General features: G+C 62.5%; 12 protein-coding genes and 1 pseudogene. 9 read left to right on the top strand and 4 right to left on the bottom strand.

The features are described from left to right. Positions 1-226 precede the first annotated feature (226 nt). Entirely contained in the window at positions 227-733 is a 507-nt protein-coding gene (locus tag AUC68_RS11190; protein ID WP_141701234.1) for a cyclic nucleotide-binding domain-containing protein, read from the top strand. Continuing rightward, positions 679-915 (top strand): helix-turn-helix domain-containing protein, encoded by a 237-nt coding sequence (locus AUC68_RS11185; RefSeq protein ID WP_141701233.1) that lies wholly within the window; start codon positions 679-681, stop codon positions 913-915. The genes AUC68_RS11190 and AUC68_RS11185 overlap by 55 nt, the downstream gene beginning before the upstream one ends. A gap of 8 nt (positions 916-923) precedes the next feature. On the opposite strand, the gene gyrA is transcribed toward AUC68_RS11185, so the two are convergent. Beyond that, positions 924-3,698: a DNA gyrase subunit A gene (gene gyrA, locus AUC68_RS11180; protein ID WP_069437692.1), complete on the bottom strand. Its 2,775-nt coding sequence runs from the start codon at positions 3,696-3,698 to the stop codon at positions 924-926. Between the two features lie 514 nt (positions 3,699-4,212). Here gyrA and AUC68_RS11175 point away from each other — a divergent pair. After that, the gene (locus AUC68_RS11175; protein ID WP_069437814.1) at positions 4,213-4,701 is read left to right on the top strand and encodes a bacterioferritin; all 489 of its coding nucleotides are present in this window, start codon (positions 4,213-4,215) and stop codon (positions 4,699-4,701) included. Between the two features lie 144 nt (positions 4,702-4,845). Here AUC68_RS11175 and AUC68_RS11170 read toward each other — a convergent pair whose 3' ends face one another. Then, complete coding sequence (locus AUC68_RS11170; protein ID WP_069437691.1) at positions 4,846-5,310, bottom strand: single-stranded DNA-binding protein; 465 nt, start codon at positions 5,308-5,310, stop codon at positions 4,846-4,848. Positions 5,311-5,721: 411 nt separating this feature from the next. Here AUC68_RS11170 and AUC68_RS11165 point away from each other — a divergent pair, with 411 nt between their 5' ends. Continuing rightward, positions 5,722-6,294 (top strand): MAPEG family protein, encoded by a 573-nt coding sequence (locus AUC68_RS11165; protein WP_069437690.1) that lies wholly within the window; start codon positions 5,722-5,724, stop codon positions 6,292-6,294. 146 nt (positions 6,295-6,440) lie between these two features. Here the strand turns inward: AUC68_RS11165 and AUC68_RS11160 are convergent. Then, positions 6,441-6,999, bottom strand: a pseudogene (locus tag AUC68_RS11160) (DUF2585 domain-containing protein). A 126-nt stretch (positions 7,000-7,125) separates the two neighbouring features. Between AUC68_RS11160 and AUC68_RS11155 the strand changes: the two are divergent. From AUC68_RS11155 to AUC68_RS11140, 4 genes are all read left to right on the top strand, one after another. Continuing rightward, positions 7,126-7,905, top strand: coding sequence for an AAA family ATPase (locus tag AUC68_RS11155; RefSeq protein WP_069437689.1), 780 nt, complete (start codon positions 7,126-7,128; stop codon positions 7,903-7,905). Then, positions 7,842-8,693 (top strand): hypothetical protein, encoded by an 852-nt coding sequence (locus AUC68_RS11150; RefSeq protein WP_069437688.1) that lies wholly within the window; start codon positions 7,842-7,844, stop codon positions 8,691-8,693. Before AUC68_RS11155 ends, AUC68_RS11150 begins: the two co-directional genes overlap by 64 nt. 81 nt (positions 8,694-8,774) lie before the next feature. Continuing rightward, positions 8,775-11,798, top strand: a complete 3,024-nt coding sequence (gene uvrA / locus AUC68_RS11145) for an excinuclease ABC subunit UvrA (RefSeq protein WP_083240661.1) — start codon at positions 8,775-8,777, stop codon at positions 11,796-11,798. 87 nt (positions 11,799-11,885) lie between these two features. Continuing rightward, entirely contained in the window at positions 11,886-13,676 is a 1,791-nt protein-coding gene (locus AUC68_RS11140) for an ATP-dependent nuclease (protein WP_069437687.1), read from the top strand. A 1,610-nt stretch (positions 13,677-15,286) separates the two neighbouring features. Here AUC68_RS11140 and AUC68_RS11135 read toward each other — a convergent pair. Continuing rightward, entirely contained in the window at positions 15,287-15,484 is a 198-nt protein-coding gene (locus tag AUC68_RS11135) for a hypothetical protein (RefSeq protein WP_069437686.1), read from the bottom strand. Between the two features lie 435 nt (positions 15,485-15,919). Here AUC68_RS11135 and AUC68_RS11130 point away from each other — a divergent pair, with 435 nt between their 5' ends. Further along, on the top strand, positions 15,920-16,627 hold the full coding sequence (locus AUC68_RS11130; RefSeq protein WP_204377023.1) for a DUF1826 domain-containing protein: 708 nt from the start codon (positions 15,920-15,922) through the stop codon (positions 16,625-16,627). Positions 16,628-16,684 lie beyond the last annotated feature (57 nt).

The raw sequence follows: 16,684 nt of genomic DNA, 5'->3' as shown, positions 1-16,684 counted from the left end.
CCTAGTCAAGTCGTTGGCGGAAACGGACCTCCCGGAGACTTGCGCGGAGCCCGCCATTGCTTGATCGGCGTCAAGGTCCAGCTCGCCCAGGTTTGAGAAGAGTCGATGGAGAAGGAGCGGCGGGCGCGCCGTGATGCAGAGTATTCACTTGACGACAGACAGTTTGAAAGAACCTGACCATCTCTCACGGGGAGACAGCGGGCATGGCGGCGCGGAGTGGCCCGACATGGTTCCCCCCGAGCTTGCCGAACACGGTACGCTGGTGCACACGCGGCACGGGCAGCCGCTGCCGCTGTCGCTTGGGGGCGAGGAGACCGTCTTCGTTGTCCGCGTGTCGACCCTTCTGTTTCGACTGACCCTTCCCGGCAACCTCCGGCAGGGGATCACCCTGCTCTATCCCGGCGATGTCTTTCGCTCCGCCTTTGCCCCGCCCGGGTCCGCGGCGCATCTGATCGCGCTGACGTCGGGCGAGGTGCTGCGCTACCGGTTCGACACGTTCTCCAGGCTACTGTCCACCAGCCCCGCAGCGCGGAACTACTTCGACCTGGCGGTGGCGCGGCAGGCGGCGCGCCAGGCGATCCATCTCGCCGCGGTCGGCCAGCTCGACAGCTCTCAGAGGATGGTCACGTTCCTGATGGAACTGGCCACCCATATCGGGTCCCGGCCTCGGAGGGGCGCGTGGTGTTCGAGATGCCGCTCAGCCGCAGCGAAGTGGCCGAGTATCTCGGCCTGAACGCCGACACCCTGTCCCGAATCATGTCGCGGCTGCGCAACGAAGGCCTTCTGACGCAGCCGGACCGTCATACCGTCTTCGTCCGTGATCTGGCGGCCCTGGCCGCCTTGTCGCCGGCATCGGGCTCGATGATGGCCCTGCGCCGCACGGCACCGTCCACCCGGGACCTGCCGGAGCTCTAGCGGGACCGCTAGACCGTCTCCCCGCCGTCGGGACCCGGCGCGCTCCCCGCGTCGCCGCCATCGTCTTCACCGTCCTCGCCGTTGCCGCTCTCGTCGGGAATATGCTCGACCGAGACCACGCGCTCGTCGGCGGCGGTGTCGAAGATGATGACGCCCTGGGTGGAGCGGCCCACGACAGAGATGCCGTCGACGGGCACGCGGATGAGCTGCCCCCGATCGGTCACCAGCATGAGCTGGTCGCTGTCGTCGGCCGGGAACGAGGCGACGAGCTTGCCGTTCCGCTCGTTGACGATCATGCCGATGATGCCCTTACCGCCGCGGCCAGACACCCGATACTCGTAGGCGCTGGACCGCTTGCCGTAGCCGTTCTCCGAGATGGTCAGCACCATCTGCTCGTGGGCGCTCAGTTCCGCGTAGCGCTCGGGGCTGAGCGCCATGTCCTCGCCGCCCTCACCTTCCGGCTCGATATCCGGCTCGAAATCGGCCCCGCCGCGGCGCACCATGTTGGCCTGACGGACATAAGCGGCCCGTTCGGCCGCTTCGGCGTCCACATGGTTGAGGATCGCCATGGAGATGACCTCGTCGCCCTTGCCGAGATTGATGCCGCGTACGCCGGACGACTGCCGACCCTTGAACACGCGCACATCGTCGACCTGGAATCGAATGGCCTGACCGTCGCGCGAGGTGAGCAGCACGTCCTGCTGGTCGTTGCATACTTCGACGCCAACGATGCGGTCGCCCTCCGCGAGCTTCATCGCGATCTTGCCGTTCTGGCGTACCTCGATGAAGTCGGAGAGCTTGTTGCGGCGGACGCTGCCGTCGTTGGTGGCGAACATCACGTCGAGCTTCTCCCACGACGCCTCGTCCTCGGGCAGCGGCATGATGGTGGTGATGATCTCGTCCTTGCCCAAGGGCAGCAGATTGATGAGGGCCTTGCCGCGCGCTTGCGGTGCCGCCTGCGGCAGGCGCCACGCCTTCATCTTGTAGACCATGCCGCGCGAGGAAAAGAACAGAACCGGCGTATGGGTGTTCGCGATGAACAGACGGCTGACGAAATCCTCCTCGCGCGTCGCCATGCCGGCGCGCCCCTTGCCGCCACGGCGTTGGGCACGGTAGGCCGAGAGCGGCACGCGCTTGATGTAGCCCTTGTGGGACACGGTCACGACCATGTCCTCGCGCTGAATGAGGTCTTCGTCCTCGACCTCGCCCATCATCTCCGTGATCTCGGTGCGCCGCGGCGTGCCGAACTGTTCCTTGAGCTCGTTCAGCTCGCCCTTGACGATGTCGACGATGCGCGCCCGCGAGCGCAGGATGTCCAGATACTCGGAGATCTGCTTGCCGAGGCCCATCAGCTCGTCGCCGATCTCGTCGCGGCCGAGCGCCGTCAGGCGCTGCAAACGCAAATCCAAGATCGCCTTGGCCTGTTCCTCGGAGAGTTTGTAGGTGCCCTCAGGTGAAACCGTGTGGCGCGGATCGGCGATCAACTCCACCAGAGGGGCCACATCCTTGGCCGGCCAGTCCCGCTCCATCAACTGCGCCCGCGCTGTGGCGGGATCGGGCGCCTTGCGAATGAGCACGATGACCTCGTCGATATTCGCAACGGCGATGGCGAGGCCCACCAGCACGTGGGCGCGATCGCGCGCCTTCTTCAAGAGATGCTTGATGCGGCGTCCGACGACCTCCTCACGGAAATCGGTGAAGGCCCGGATCAGGTCCTTGAGATTGAGCACTTCGGGGCGGCCGCCGTTCAGGGCGACCATGTTGCAGCCGAACGTGCTCTGGAGCGGCGAGAAGCGGTAGAGCTGATTGCGCACGACATCGGCCATGGCCTCGCGCTTCAGCTCGATGACGACGCGCATGCCCTGCCGGTCGCTCTCGTCGCGGATGTCGGCGATGCCCTCGATCTTCTTGTCGCGCACGAGCTCGGCGATCTTCTCGACCATCGAGGCCTTGTTCACCTGATAGGGAATCTCGGTGACGATCAGCGCCTCCCGGTCCTTCCGCACTTCCTCGACGTGAACGCGGCCGCGCATGGTGACCGAGCCGCGCCCCTTGTGATAGGCGGAGCGGATGCCCGCGCGGCCCAGGATGAGCCCGCCCGTGGGGAAGTCCGGACCCGGAACGATTTCGATCAGCTCGTCGATCTCAATGGCCGGATTGTCGAGATAGGCGATACAGGCGTCGCACACTTCGCCGAGATTATGCGGCGGAATATTGGTGGCCATGCCGACGGCGATGCCGCCCGCGCCATTGACGAGCAGATTGGGAAATTTGGCCGGCAGGACGACCGGCTCCTGCTCGCGCCCGTCGTAGTTCGGCTGGAAGTCGACAGTGTCGTTTTCGAGGTCGTCGAGCAGCGCCATGGCGGGCTTTGCCAGACGGACTTCGGTGTAACGCTCGGCCGCGGGCGGGTCGCCGTCGATGGAGCCGAAATTCCCCTGCCCGTCGATCAGCGGCAGCCGCATGGAGAAGTCCTGCGCCAGGCGGACCAGCGCGTCATAGATCGCCTGGTTGCCGTGCGGATGGTACTTACCCATCGTATCGCCCGTCACGCGCGCCGATTTGTTGTACGGGCGGTCCGGGGTGTAGTTGTTCTCGCGCATCGAAAACAGGATGCGCCGGTGCACGGGCTTCAGGCCGTCGCGCGCATCGGGGAGCGCGCGCGAAACGATCACGCTCATGGCGTAATCGAGGTAGGAGCGCTTCATCTCGTCGATGAGCGAGATCGGCCTGATGTCGGAGGAGGACGGTCCCTCGACGCCTGAATCGTCTTCGTCAGCCAAGGACGGAAATGCCTTCTAAAGTCGGTTGGTGAACGCTCGCCCATGCGAAAGAACGCTTTGGTCGCGTTGGTCTCGGGGACGCGCTCGAGGAGCTATGTCTATAGCTGATTTCAGTCCGATTCTGCAACCGCCATCGGCCGCTTATGGGCATGATTTTAGCTATATAATACAAGTAGTTGCCGAGGCACGATGCGAGGCAAAAACCGCAGGATTTTTCAACCCCTCGCAAGGGTCGTTTCGTGACGCTCCAGGGGCCATTCTTTGCGCGTTCGCGTTCGCTCGGAGCCCCGCGCGGGATCCTGTCGGGATGGCATCGTATCGTATAGGTTGCCGGGCAAGAGGGCGCGCTGGCCTGTCGCATTGAAGGCCTACGTATTAGCCCCACTTGAAAGACAAGCTTCAATGCCGACGTACCAGGACATGCTTGCCGCAGGTTTTGGCGCTCCCAGTTTTTTGGCGCTCCCAGGTCTTGGCGCCCCTGATCAAGACCTCCATTGAGAAGGAAGACGATGACATGAGCAACGAAACGACCATGAAGAACCTTCAGAAAGCGTTGTCGATGGAGCTGTCGGCGATGCATCAATATCAGTTGCACGCGCACACGCTGGACGACTGGGGGCTCGACAAGCTGGCGGCCCAGATGCGCGAGGAGATGCAGGAGGAGCTGGGGCACTCCAACGAGTACATGAACCGCATCATGTTCCTGAACGGCGAACCGGAGCTCGAGTTCTACAAGAAGCCGGTCAAGGCGAAGTCCCTCGAGGAGATGTTCAAGGCCGATCTCGCCGACGAGGAAGAGGCCATCATGTTCTACACCGAGGCGGCGATGCAGGCCGGCGAACAGGCCGATGTGGGAACGCGCACGCTCTTCGAGAAGATCCTCCTCGACGAGGAAGGCCACAAGAGTTGGCTCGAGCTTCAGCTGAGCCTGCTGGACCGTCTCGGCGAGAAGACGTTCAGCTCCAAATACGTCTCCGGCATGGAGTCGACCACCGACGCATAGACCCGGTGACCGCGATCGCGGCGTCGCGTGACGCAGTTTACGCGGCGGCCGCTTCGCGGCAGTCGCACCGCGCCTACAGCGGATGCGGGATTGGGATGACGCGCCGGCCCTAGACGAAGCCCCAGGGGAACTGCCCCTCAGACCCTAAAACGGGATTTCGTCGTCCAGTTCCTTGTTGAACGATCCGCCGCCGCTGAGCGGTTTGGTGCGGCCGAAATCGCCGCCACCGCCACTTTCGTTCATGCCGCCGCCTTGCTGGCGTCCGTCCAGCATGGTCAGCGTCGAATTGAACCCCTGCAGGACGACTTCGGTCGTGTAGCGCTCCTGGCCGGACTGATCTTCCCATTTGCGGGTTTGCAGGGAGCCCTCCACATACACTTTCGAGCCCTTGCGGAGATATTGCTCGGCCACGCGGGCGAGCCCTTCGGAGAAAATCACCACCCGATGCCATTCGGTCTTCTCGCGCCGCTCCCCCGTCGATTTATCGCGCCAGCTGTCGGTGGTGGCCAGGCGCAGATTGACGATAGGACGGCCGTCCTGGGTGTGGCGAACCTCCGGGTCTGCTCCGAGATTACCGATGAGAATGACTTTGTTGACCGATCCGGCCATGCTTCCGATCTCCCCTGCGTTTCGCGGCTGTCTTAGCGCTGCGGGCTGACTTCGCGCTGCCGCGGCTGTCTTGGCCCTGCCGCGCCTGTCTTAATACTGCGGGCTGTCTTGGCGCTGCCGCGTCACATCGCCCTTCTTCGGGCGCAGGGCCCGCAAAAGGCAATCCGGCACGATAGGCGCAAGGACCTTCGCGTGCCAGGAGACTTGAGCGCCCTGTCCCAACTGTCCACAGCCTGTCGGATCAGCGGGAACGATCCATATGTACCTGTTTTGTTCTCGCCCGTCCAGTGTGTTGCCCTCTTGTGATTCCTGAGCGCCCGCCCTATGGCTAACAAAAAGATAGACAATGTATCGGTAGCGCGCCTCTTCCTCCGGGGCCGCCTGCCTTAAGATCCAGGAAAAGCAAGAACGATGCAGCGGCAGGTCCGCCAGGGACAGACATCAACGCGCCGGAAAGGCAAGCGGCGCGACCCCCGAGTGAAGTATTTCGGCTTCACCGCCATGCAGTGGCCCTTCATCGCCACGCTGGTGGGCAACTGGTTGTTTTCGGCGGCCGTCTTCGCCGCCGGCAAGACGTTTTGGGATTGGACGCCAGACGCTTGGGGCATTGCCGACCGTCTGGCGCTCGTCATCAAGGATGCCGTGGTCGCCATCCTTCCCGGCGTCCTAGGCATTTGCATCGTTGCCGCGCAGCGGCTCGACCCCTCGATGTTCGTCGGCTCAACGCCCAAGCCGAACTCGCCGGTCGAGATCAACACCAAGTTCATCCTCAACACGTTCGAGCAGTTCACGGCCTATTTCATCGCCAATGCGGGCCTTGCCATGTACTGCCCGATAGAGGAGGCGCGCACGCTGCCGATCCTCACAGGGCTCTTCGTGGTGGGCCGGATCCTGTTCTGGGTGGGCTATCACAAGAACCCGTATTTGCGGGCCTCGGCTTCGGCGTCACGTTCTATCCGACCGTCATCGCCTATGTGTGGCTGATCCTGATCATGGTGTTCGACATCCGCGTGCCGCTCTAGCCGCCGCATCCGTCATGGCGAGGTACCCAGCCGTCCTTCGAGACTCGGGCGATCGCCCTCGCGCCTCGGGATGACGGCTGGGCTCCGAACCATGACACGCGCCGGAACTCACCGGCTGTTCTGCCACTGAAGCACGGTTTCGCTGGGCCACAGCAGCATCAGCACGTTGAGCGCGAGCCCGTCCCTGATCATGATGCCGGTAAGACCTCGACGCGACCGCGATCAGCACCGTGAGCCAGACGGGCAACCACGCCGCCAGCACGAAGCCCAGGATCATGAAGGCAACGTCGCTCACTGAATTGAGCACGCTGTCGCCGTAGTAATCGAGTGCGACCGTGGCCTCGCGATAGCGGTCGATCACGTAGTCGGTGTTCTCGATGATCTCCCAGGCCGCTTCCACGGCGATCGCGAGAATGAGCCTGGTGCCGAACGAGGCGCGCGGCGCCACCAGCCAGAACAGAAAGTAGAACAGGAACCCGTGGATGACGTGCGAGGGCGTGTACCAGTCGACGATGTGCTGGGAATTCTCCGCACTCACCACCTGGAAATGCCAGAGCTTCACGGTGCCGCATTTGCAGATCCACGGATGCCCCATCGCGTAAAGCGCGAGCGCTGTGGCCACGATCAGCGCGGCGGCGATGGCATATTGGGTACGGGTTATGGTCATGGATGGTCTCGGCACTCGCGAATCGGAGCTGATGTCGTTTGAATGGGTATAACCCATTCCCCGCCCTCCCCAGTTCGGAGCGTGCGCCCGATAGGAGACTGTCATGACGCAAGACGAGGCCATAGCATGACGCAAGACGAGGCCCTGGCGCTGCTCAAGACCGGCGCTAGCGTCTTTCTCACGGGCCGGCCGGGCAGCGGCAAGACCCACACGGTGAACCGCTACCTGGAAGACCTGGCCGAGGCGGGCATTCCTTACGCCTATACGGCCTCGACCGGCATCGCCGCCACCCATGGTCATGGGGTCACCATCCATGCCTGGAGCGGAGTCGGCGTCAAGAACGCCCTGACCCGGCGCGACCTGGACACGATCGCGAGCAACCGCCGCCTGGCGGCGCGCATCGAAAAGACCAAGGTCCTCGTCATCGACGAAGTCTCCATGCTGCCGGCGCGGACCCTGACCTTGGCCGACACGGTCTGCCGGCACGTCCGGGCGACGAACGCGCCGTTCGGCGGCATCCAGGTCGTGCTTGTGGGCGATTTCTTCCAGTTGCCGCCCGTGGTGCGCCGGCAATCCAATGACGGCATGCTGCAATTCGGCGGCGACGGCGATGAGTCGGATGCCGGGTTCGCCCACGGTTCGGCGCCTGGCGGGATCTCGATCCCACGGTCTGCTATCTGTCGGAACAGCACCGCCAGGACGACCAGCCCTTTCTCGACATTCTCGATGCGATCCGCGGCAACGCCTGCACAGGCACTCACCGGGAGCGCCTTGCCTCGCGCCTTGTCGCCCACGACACGCTGCCGCCCACCCGGACGCGGCTGTTCACCCACAATGCGGCCGTGGACGACATCAACCGGCAGCAACTCGGCAAGCTCGAGGGCGAACCGCGCATCTTTGCCATGACGGCCAAGGGCGCCCAATTCTCCATCGACGCATTGAAGCGCGGCTGCCTTTCGCCGGAAACGCTGGCGCTGAAGCTGGGAGCCGTGGTGATGTTCACCAAGAACGATCCGGCGGGACGCTACGTCAACGGCACGCTGGGGCTGGTGGAGGACTTCGACGCCGAAACCGGCACGCCGGTGGTGCGCACGAAGGCCGGCAAGCGCATCGTCGCCGAGCCCGTGACATGGAAGATCGAGGAGAGCGGCACCGAACGCGCCAGCATCACCCAGCACCCGCTGCGGCTGGCTTGGGCGATCACCGTCCACAAGAGCCAGGGCATGTCCCTGGACGCCGCCGTGATCGATCTCTCACAGGCCTTCGAATACGGCCAGGGCTATGTGGCGCTCTCGCGCCTGCGCAGTCTCAAAGGGCTGCAACTCCTGGGGCTCAACGAGCGCGCGTTGCAGGTCCATCCCCAGGCCATCGAGAAGGACGCCGAGTTCCGCAGTGCCTCGGCCGACGCGCTTGAGGCCCTGACGCGTCTCGGGCCAAAGGAGCTCGACCTGCGGCAGCAGGCGTTCATGGAAGCCCACGGGGCAAGCGCGGCCGATACGTCCGGGAAAAGTTACGACGTTGCCGCCCTACGCCAGACCCACGGCAAAGCCTATGCCCCCTGGACGGACGCGGAAGAACAGGAGCTGCGCCGTCTGCACCATGTGGGCGAAAGCGTCACCGCGATCGCCGAGATCCTGGGCCGCAAGCCCGGCGCGATCCGGTCGCGCCTGAAGAAGCTGGCGCTGCTTTCCTGACGAAAAACGGCCCGTCTTCCCGCCCCTGCGGCCTCTTATGCCTTGCGCGCTAGCCTCCATCCCCCGACATTAGCTCCCAGCATGACGGCAAAATCCATCTCCATTCGCGGCGCCCGGGAGCACAATCTCAAGAACGTGTCCCTGGACCTGCCGCGCGAACAACTCGTTGTGATCACAGGACTTTCCGGCTCCGGCAAGAGTTCGCTGGCCTTCGACACGATCTATGCGGAGGGGCAGCGGCGCTATGTGGAGAGCCTCTCGGCCTACGCGCGCCAGTTCCTGGACATGATGCAGAAGCCGGACGTGGACCATATCGAGGGCCTGTCGCCGGCCATCTCCATCGAGCAGAAGACCACCTCCAAGAACCCGCGCTCGACCGTGGGCACGGTGACGGAGATCTACGACTATATGCGCCTGCTCTGGGCGCGGGTCGGCATCCCCTATTCTCCCGCCACAGGGCTTCCCATCGAGAGCCAGACCGTGAGCCAGATGGTGGACCGGGTGCTGGCGCTCCCCGAAGGCACGCGGCTTTATCTGCTGGCGCCCATCGCGCGCGGCCGCAAGGGCGAATACCGGAAAGAACTGGCCGATCTCCAGAAGAAGGGCTTCCAGCGGGTCAAGATCGACAATCAGTTTTACGAGATCGCCGAGGCGCCGAAGCTCGACAAGAAGCTGAAGCACGATATCGACGTGGTGGTGGACCGGGTCGTGGTGCGGTCCGACATGTCCGCGCGCCTCGCGGACTCGCTCGAGACCGCACTTGGCCTCTCCGACGGCATCGCCATCGCCGAGTTCGCCGAAGAGCGCGGGCCCGGAGAGGACAAGCGCCTCATCTTCTCGGCGAAGTTCGCCTGCCCCGTTTCGGGCTTCACCATCGAGGAGATCGAGCCGCGCCTGTTCTCGTTCAACAACCCTTATGGCGCCTGCCCCGAATGCGACGGGCTCGGCACGGAGCTGTTCTTCGAGCCGGACCTGGTGGTGCCGAACGATGCGCTCTCGCTCAACCGCGGCGCCATCGCGCCCTGGACGCGCACGAGCGCGACATCGCCCTATTACCAGCAGACGCTCGAAGCGGTCGCCAAGCACTACAAGCAACCCATGACCAAGCCGTGGAAGGACCTGCCGGAGGACTTCCGCGAGATCGTGCTGTACGGCTCCATCGACGAGGTCACCTTCACCTATGACGACGGCGTGCGCCGCTACGAGACCCAGAAGCCGTTCGAAGGGGTGATCACCAATATCGAGCGGCGCTGGCGCGAGACCGAGTCCAACTGGGTGCGCGAGGAGCTGGAGCGCTACCAGTCCGACCAGCCCTGCGAGGCCTGTCTCGGCTACCGGCTGAAGCCGCAGGCGCTCGCGGTGAAGATCGCCGGGCTCCATATCGGCGAAGTCACCGACATGTCGATCCTCGAGGCCAAGGAGTGGTTCGACGCGCTCCCCGGCGAACTCACCCCGAAACAGAACGAGATTGCCGAGCGCATCCTGAAAGAGATCCGCGAGCGGCTGTCCTTCCTCAACGACGTCGGGCTCGAATATCTCACGCTCGCCCGCGCCTCAGGCACCCTCTCAGGCGGCGAGAGCCAGCGCATCCGCCTCGCCTCCCAGATCGGCTCAGGGCTCACCGGCGTGCTCTACGTGCTCGACGAGCCGTCGATTGGCCTCCACCAGCGCGACAATGCGCGCCTGCTCGACACCCTGAAGCACCTGCGCGATCTCGGCAACTCGGTGATCGTGGTGGAGCATGACGAGGACGCGATCCTGGAGAGCGACCACGTGGTGGACATGGGCCCCGGCGCCGGCTCCCATGGCGGCGCGGTCGTGGCGGAAGGCACGCCGGCGCAGATCATGCAGAACCCCGACAGCCTCACCGGGCAGTATCTCGTGGGGCTCAAGCAGATCCCGCTCCCCTCGGCGCGCCGCAAGCCGAAACGCGGCCGGCGCCTCACCGTCAAAGGCGCGCGCGAGAACAATCTGAAAAACATCGACGTGGACTTGCCGCTCGGCCTCTTCACCTGCGTGACGGGCGTGTCGGGCGGCGGCAAGTCCACCTTCCTCATCGAGACGCTCTACCGCGCGGTGGCCCGCAAGCTGAACAACGCCCGCGAGCTGCCCGGCGAGCACGACGCGATCGAAGGGCTCGAACATCTCGACAAGGTCATCGACATCGACCAGAGCCCGATCGGCCGCACGCCCCGCTCGAACCCCGCGACCTATACGGGCGCCTTCACGCCCATCCGGGAATGGTTCGCCGAGCTGCCCGAGGCGAAGACGCGTGGCTACAAGCCGGGGCGCTTCTCCTTCAACGTGAAAGGTGGGCGCTGCGAGGCTTGCCAGGGCGACGGCGTCATCAAGATCGAGATGCACTTCCTGCCGGACATCTACGTCACCTGCGACGTGTGCAAGGGCAAGCGCTACGACCGCGAGACGCTGGAGATCAAGTTCAAGGGCAAGTCCATCGCCGACGTGCTCGACATGACCGTCGAGGAGGCGGCCGAGTTGTTCAAGGCGGTGCCAAGCGTGCGCGACAAGCTGGAGACGCTCAAACGCGTCGGGCTCGGCTATATCCATGTGGGCCAGCAGGCGACGACGCTGTCCGGCGGCGAGGCCCAGCGCATCAAGCTCTCCAAGGAGCTGTCCAAACGCGCGACGGGACGTACACTGTATATTCTCGATGAGCCAACGACCGGCCTTCACTTTCATGATGTAGCGAAGCTACTCGAAGTGCTGCACGAGCTGGTGGACCAGGGCAACACCGTGATCGTCATCGAGCACAATCTCGAAGTCATCAAGACGGCGGACCACATCGTCGACCTCGGCCCCGAAGGCGGCGACGGCGGCGGCCACGTGGTCGCCACCGGCACGCCCGAAGAGGTGGCGGCCGTCAAGGACAGCTATACGGGGCAGTATCTGAAGGAGCTGCTCGACCGGCGCGGCGGCGCAACCCGCGCACCTGCGAAATCAGCGGCGAGGTCAGGCGGTGCGAAGGCCGCGAACGGCAAGAGTGCTGGCGCTGACAAGAATGCGAACGGAAAATCGGCTAACGGAAAGACGTCCGCCACCAAACCAAAACGCAGCACACGGAAGAAGGCTGTGGTGGGGGAGTAGAGCCTTAAGGACGGCTTTTCGGACTACCTATAGTAGCAAAGCTGCGTAAACTCTCTCAGGTATGGGTTTGACTAGTGGGCTAGAGCAGTGCCTGTCGATCAACGTTTCTCGTCCGTGCGCTTTCGCAACTACAAGGCGTTGAAGAATTTCTCCGTACAGTTGCGCCACTTCAACGTACTTGTAGGCCCCAACAACGCCGGAAAATCCACGATCCTTGGTGCTTTCCGCATCCTGGCGGAAGGGCTGCGACGTGCAAGGTCTCGCAGACCGGAACCGGTGCGTGTCGGCGACCTGTCTGATCATGGCTATCGCATCTTTTTGGAGAATCTTCCGATCTCAACGGAGAACGTTTTTACGAACTATGATGAGGAGAACCCTGCGAAGATTGAATTCAAACTTTCAGACGGCAACGAGCTCCATCTGATTTTCCCGGAGGTGGGCGTATGTTACCTGATCTGCAATCCAGTCGGCCGCCCGGTTCGCACTCCGGCCGTATTCAAGAGCACCTACACCGCGACCATTGGTTTTGTTCCGGTCTTGGGGCCCGTGGAACATGACGAGCCCCTATACAAATCTGAGGCGGCGCGACAGGCTTTGCTGACGCATCGCGCGTCCAGAAACTTCAGAAACATTTGGTATCACTTCGGCGACAAGTTTGATGAGTTTCGCACGCTAGTCCGGGAAACCTGGCCGGGCATGGACATAGAGAGACCCGAACCGGAATACGGGGACGGAAAAGCAACTCTACGCATGTTCTGTCCTGAAGAACGGTATCCAAGGGAGATTTTTTGGGCTGGGTTCGGCTTTCAGGTCTGGTGCCAGATGCTGACTTATGTCCTGAGATCAGAATCTGACTCTCTACTGATAATCGATGAGCCGGACATCTACCTGCATTCTGACCTCCAGCGCCAACTTTTAAACATTCTGACTGACCTCGGACCTGACATCCTTATTGCCACTCACTCGACGGAAATCATCACTGAAGCCGACCCCGGCGATATTCTGATCGTCCACAAGAAGTCTCAATCAGCGAAGCGAATCAAGGATCCCGCTCAGCTTCAAAATCTTTTCGAGGTCCTTGGATCGAACCTCAATCCCACGCTGACTCAATTGGCAAAGTCCCGGCGGGCTGTCTTTGTCGAAGGCAAAGACTTTCAACTCTTGAGTTCGTTTGCAAGGAAGGCGGGCATCGCTGACGTGGCGACGCGTGCTGACTTTGCCGTGATCCCCATGGACGGGTTTATCCCGAACCGAATCGATGAGTATTCCAAGGGGATCGAACTCACGCTTGGGGTCTCAATTTTGAAGTCCGTCATTTTCGACCGTGATTACCGGTCAGCGTCGGAAATCAAAAAGCTCTGCGACGCATTAAAAGGCTCAACAGAGTTCGTGCATTTCCATGATCGAAAGGAACTGGAGAATTTTCTGCTGGAGCAAGCACCACTTCAACGCGCGATAAAAGCGAAAGTCGGGGAACATTCCGCACGGACAGGAAAAGTTCTGAGTTTCGACGAGGATATTGGGGACCTGCTGCTTACACTCACAGATCAGATCAAACAGGAGACGAGCGGGATATACATCTCTCAAATGGTGGAGAGCGAAAAGAGAACGAGCCCTACGATAGATCGATCGACATTGACCACTCGCGCCGTCAAGTGCTTCGAGGAAGCATGGGGAGATAGTTCGTCACGGCTAAAGATCGTACCCGGCAAGAAAGTGTTCTCAATGCTCAATGCACATTTGCAGGAGCACTATGGGGTCAGTCTGACACCCGTATCTGTCGCAACTCAGTTCCGCAAAGAGGAAATTCCTCAGTCGATGCTGACACTGCTTCAGAAGCTCAACGAGTTCCGCACGACGAAGCCAGGCACAAGCTGAGTAGTTCCAGAACAGACTCTACTTCCTGCATTGGGCCGGGTTGAGTCCGTTGACCACGGAACTTGTCCCCACTCCCAAAATGACGCGAACCGCAGACCGTCTGCCCTCCGGTTAGCGAGGCGGCGCCCGGGCCTACCGAGTCACGGGTCGTTCGAACCAGCATCCAATTTTCTCATTATCTCCTGCAAGTAATGCCGGATGGTTTGCGGGTGCGGCGATTCAGCCTGTTCACTTCAACTGCGTTCGGGAGGCTTTCACGTTTGCGATTCAGAGGCGGATCAGCAATCAATATTGCTAGTGCCTCAAGCGTAGAAATAATTGTTTCTGGATTTAGGTTTCTCTGGCCAGCCACGCTTAGATCATTTTTCGTCCTTCTATAGTTTGAGGTGGAGTACCAAGAGAACATGTCCCAACGACCCGCAAGCCTGTCCGTTAGGTGGTCCCTGAGCCGCTTTCCTATCGGCGTGGAGAATGCTTTTCCTACGTATGTGGCGCGGAAGTTTTCATGCAAGATATAGATGCCACGAGCATCCCAGCAATCAACTTCTTTCTTCGTCCCGTCGATGATTAGAGTTCCTGGCAACGTTCCTTTGTTCCCGGCACCCTGTGATCCCCAATCTACAATATCGGGGTTCCAAAATTCCCCATATAGCTTAACGAGTGAAGACATGACGTCGGAACCGTGTGCCCAGTGACTATGGCTGAGTCTACCACGAAGTTTGAGGATATAGCTGCGAGGACCTGCACGGTTGGTGCTCCAAAGCATTTGAGCACCCTTCTCCCCTCACCTTATCCCCCTCCCGAAATCCTGCCGTAGACTGCGTCCATCCCTTGCTCATGAGGACGCGAGCTGCAGACCGTCTGTTGTTCGGAGCTTGGGACGCAGCGCCCGGGGTGGCGCGGTACGGATGGGCGTCGAAGTCTCAGTGGAGGCCGGCCCCGGAAAACCGCGTCTCGGCTAACGGACCAGCCTCGGGGGTCCCTAATCCGCCCACCTGCGCTGTAACGCGTGGGTCGTCGGGTGAGGTGCGCGGATCTGCGCGTGCCTGTGCCACTGGAGGTAAGCCGCGCGGCATGGGGCTCTAAAACATCGCTGCGGTGTCGAGGCGTGTTCACAACGTCCAGATACCATGCGGGGCGCCGGAAGGCTGCCCACAAAAAACAATCGGACGGCGGCCGACCAGCGCCCCGCAAGTCCTCACTGCGTGAGGGCTGTTGTTTTGAGACGTAGGGAGTTTCGCGCTCAAGCAGCCGCTAGGCCGGTAGCGCAAATAAGAGAACCTTGTCGTGTTTACGCGAGAGGTGTTTTGGCGTGGGTGCTTGGACTCGGACTCGTCATGGTGAGGTACCCGGCCGTCCTTCGAGCTCGCTGCGCTCGCGCCTCAGGATGACGGCCGGGCCTCGAACCATGCGCGGACACAATGACTCGTCATGCTCGGGCGCGCGCTCAAGCAGCCGCCAGGCGGTAGCGCAAACAAACATGCGTTCAAGCAGGCCGCTAGGCCGGTAGCGCACAAACAAGCGCTCAAGTAGCCGCTAGGCGATAGCGCAGACAAAGAGCCCTCAAGTAGCGCGAAGCGCGGTAGGGCCAAAAAGAGAAACCCCCTTCCCTAAGGCATGTCGGTGGTGACCGGCGGGGTGGCGGGCTCGGGCGCGGGGGCGGCTTCGGGCTCCGGCGCAGGCGCGGCTTGCGAGGGCGTTTCGGGCGCGGCTTCAGGCTCCGGCGCGGTCGCCTTGTGCACCTCCTCGCGCACCTCGTCGGCCACCTTGCCGGCGGACTGGCCGAGCTCGACGCCACATAGTCCCAATTGACGATGTCTTGGCTCGCCGGCTCGTCACCCACATGGTCGATGAGGAAAACCACCACGATCGTGAGGATGATCCCGGTCAGCACACCGGACAGATATGGCATCGTTGCTCTCCCTTTGTCGGCTTCCGCGGACGGGTTGCCCTCAAGCAAACACCTTTCCGGCGGGCCTTGTTCCCGTTGGGCCCCTTGGGGCGGCAAGACCATAGCCACGGAGCGTGTTAAATCCGTGTCACGGCTTGCCGGGATGCGGCGCCTTCCCCACCCCGCCCCCTGCGCTCCGAGCCTTGCGCGTTTCGGCCTCGTGTTGACGAGCCCCGGGCTGAGCCTTGCGCGGTCTTGCCGTCCGTCCCGCAATCGCCTTGACGCCCCCGGAGGATGCCACTAACAACGAGCAATTGTTACGTTATAACATCCTCTCGATGGAGCTTCCGCTTTGACGACTGATCTTCGTTTGCCGGACACGACGTTGTCCGGGCCGTCTCCTTACAGGCAAGTGGCTCCTTCGACCACCGAGGACACCGCGACGCGCCCGCGCGCGCAAACCGTGGCACAGGGTGGCGCGCCGGACGTCCTCGCGGACACTTGGTCTCCCGGCTGTGCCGCTGCGATCTGGCAGCGCCGGCCGCAGGCGGGGCTCCTGGAATGGCTCGAGGCGCTTCCGCCGGAAAGCCTCCCGGAAACCCGCCTTGTGCTGCGCCCCGATCAGGTCGAGAGCCGTTTGGAAGCTCTGTGCGCGCCGCGCGGCACGACGGATGCTTCGTATGGGTCGCTGCTGGCCGGCGATATCGGGATCCTTGCGCGATTGTTCGCGCGGATCATGAAGACCGACAAGGTGACCCTTCGCCTGGACGTGCTGCACGACAACGCCTGCCGGAAGTTTCACCTCGACCATGTTCCGGCACGCTTGCTGTGCACCTATCGCGGTCGCGGAACCGAATATGGACGATCGCACGCGGGCGAGGATCCGCGTGAGATCCGTCGGCTGCCAACGGGAGCGGTCGGCCTCTTCCGCGGGCGGCTTTGGCCTGGGCCGGAGCATTCGGGCATCGTGCACCGGTCTCCCCAGATCGCGGGGCTCGGAGAGACCCGGCTTCTGCTGGTGATCGACCCGGCCAAGGAAGACGACGAACGTCCGTCCTAGGCGGGCAAAGCGAACCGGGTCCCGGCCGTGTCTTTCGCGCTAGGATTGGCTGGTTTC

The organism is Methyloceanibacter methanicus, assembly GCF_001723285.1.
GTDB classification, from domain to species: domain Bacteria; phylum Pseudomonadota; class Alphaproteobacteria; order Rhizobiales; family Methyloligellaceae; genus Methyloceanibacter; species Methyloceanibacter methanicus.
Note: the sequence above shows the minus strand (reverse complement) of the source record. Positions and strands in the feature narration are given on the sequence as shown.

Coding starts and splice junctions, on each gene's coding strand:
- AUC68_RS11190 (WP_141701234.1), top strand. CDS start 227: ATGGTTCCCCCCGAGCTTGCCGAACACGGTACGCTGGTGCACACGCGG.
- AUC68_RS11175 (WP_069437814.1), top strand. CDS start 4,213: ATGAGCAACGAAACGACCATGAAGAACCTTCAGAAAGCGTTGTCGATG.
- AUC68_RS11170 (WP_069437691.1), bottom strand. CDS start 5,310: ATGGCCGGATCGGTCAACAAAGTCATTCTCATCGGTAATCTCGGAGCA.
- AUC68_RS11165 (WP_069437690.1), top strand. CDS start 5,722: ATGCAGCGGCAGGTCCGCCAGGGACAGACATCAACGCGCCGGAAAGGC.
- AUC68_RS11155 (WP_069437689.1), top strand. CDS start 7,126: ATGACGCAAGACGAGGCCCTGGCGCTGCTCAAGACCGGCGCTAGCGTC.
- uvrA (WP_083240661.1), top strand. CDS start 8,775: ATGACGGCAAAATCCATCTCCATTCGCGGCGCCCGGGAGCACAATCTC.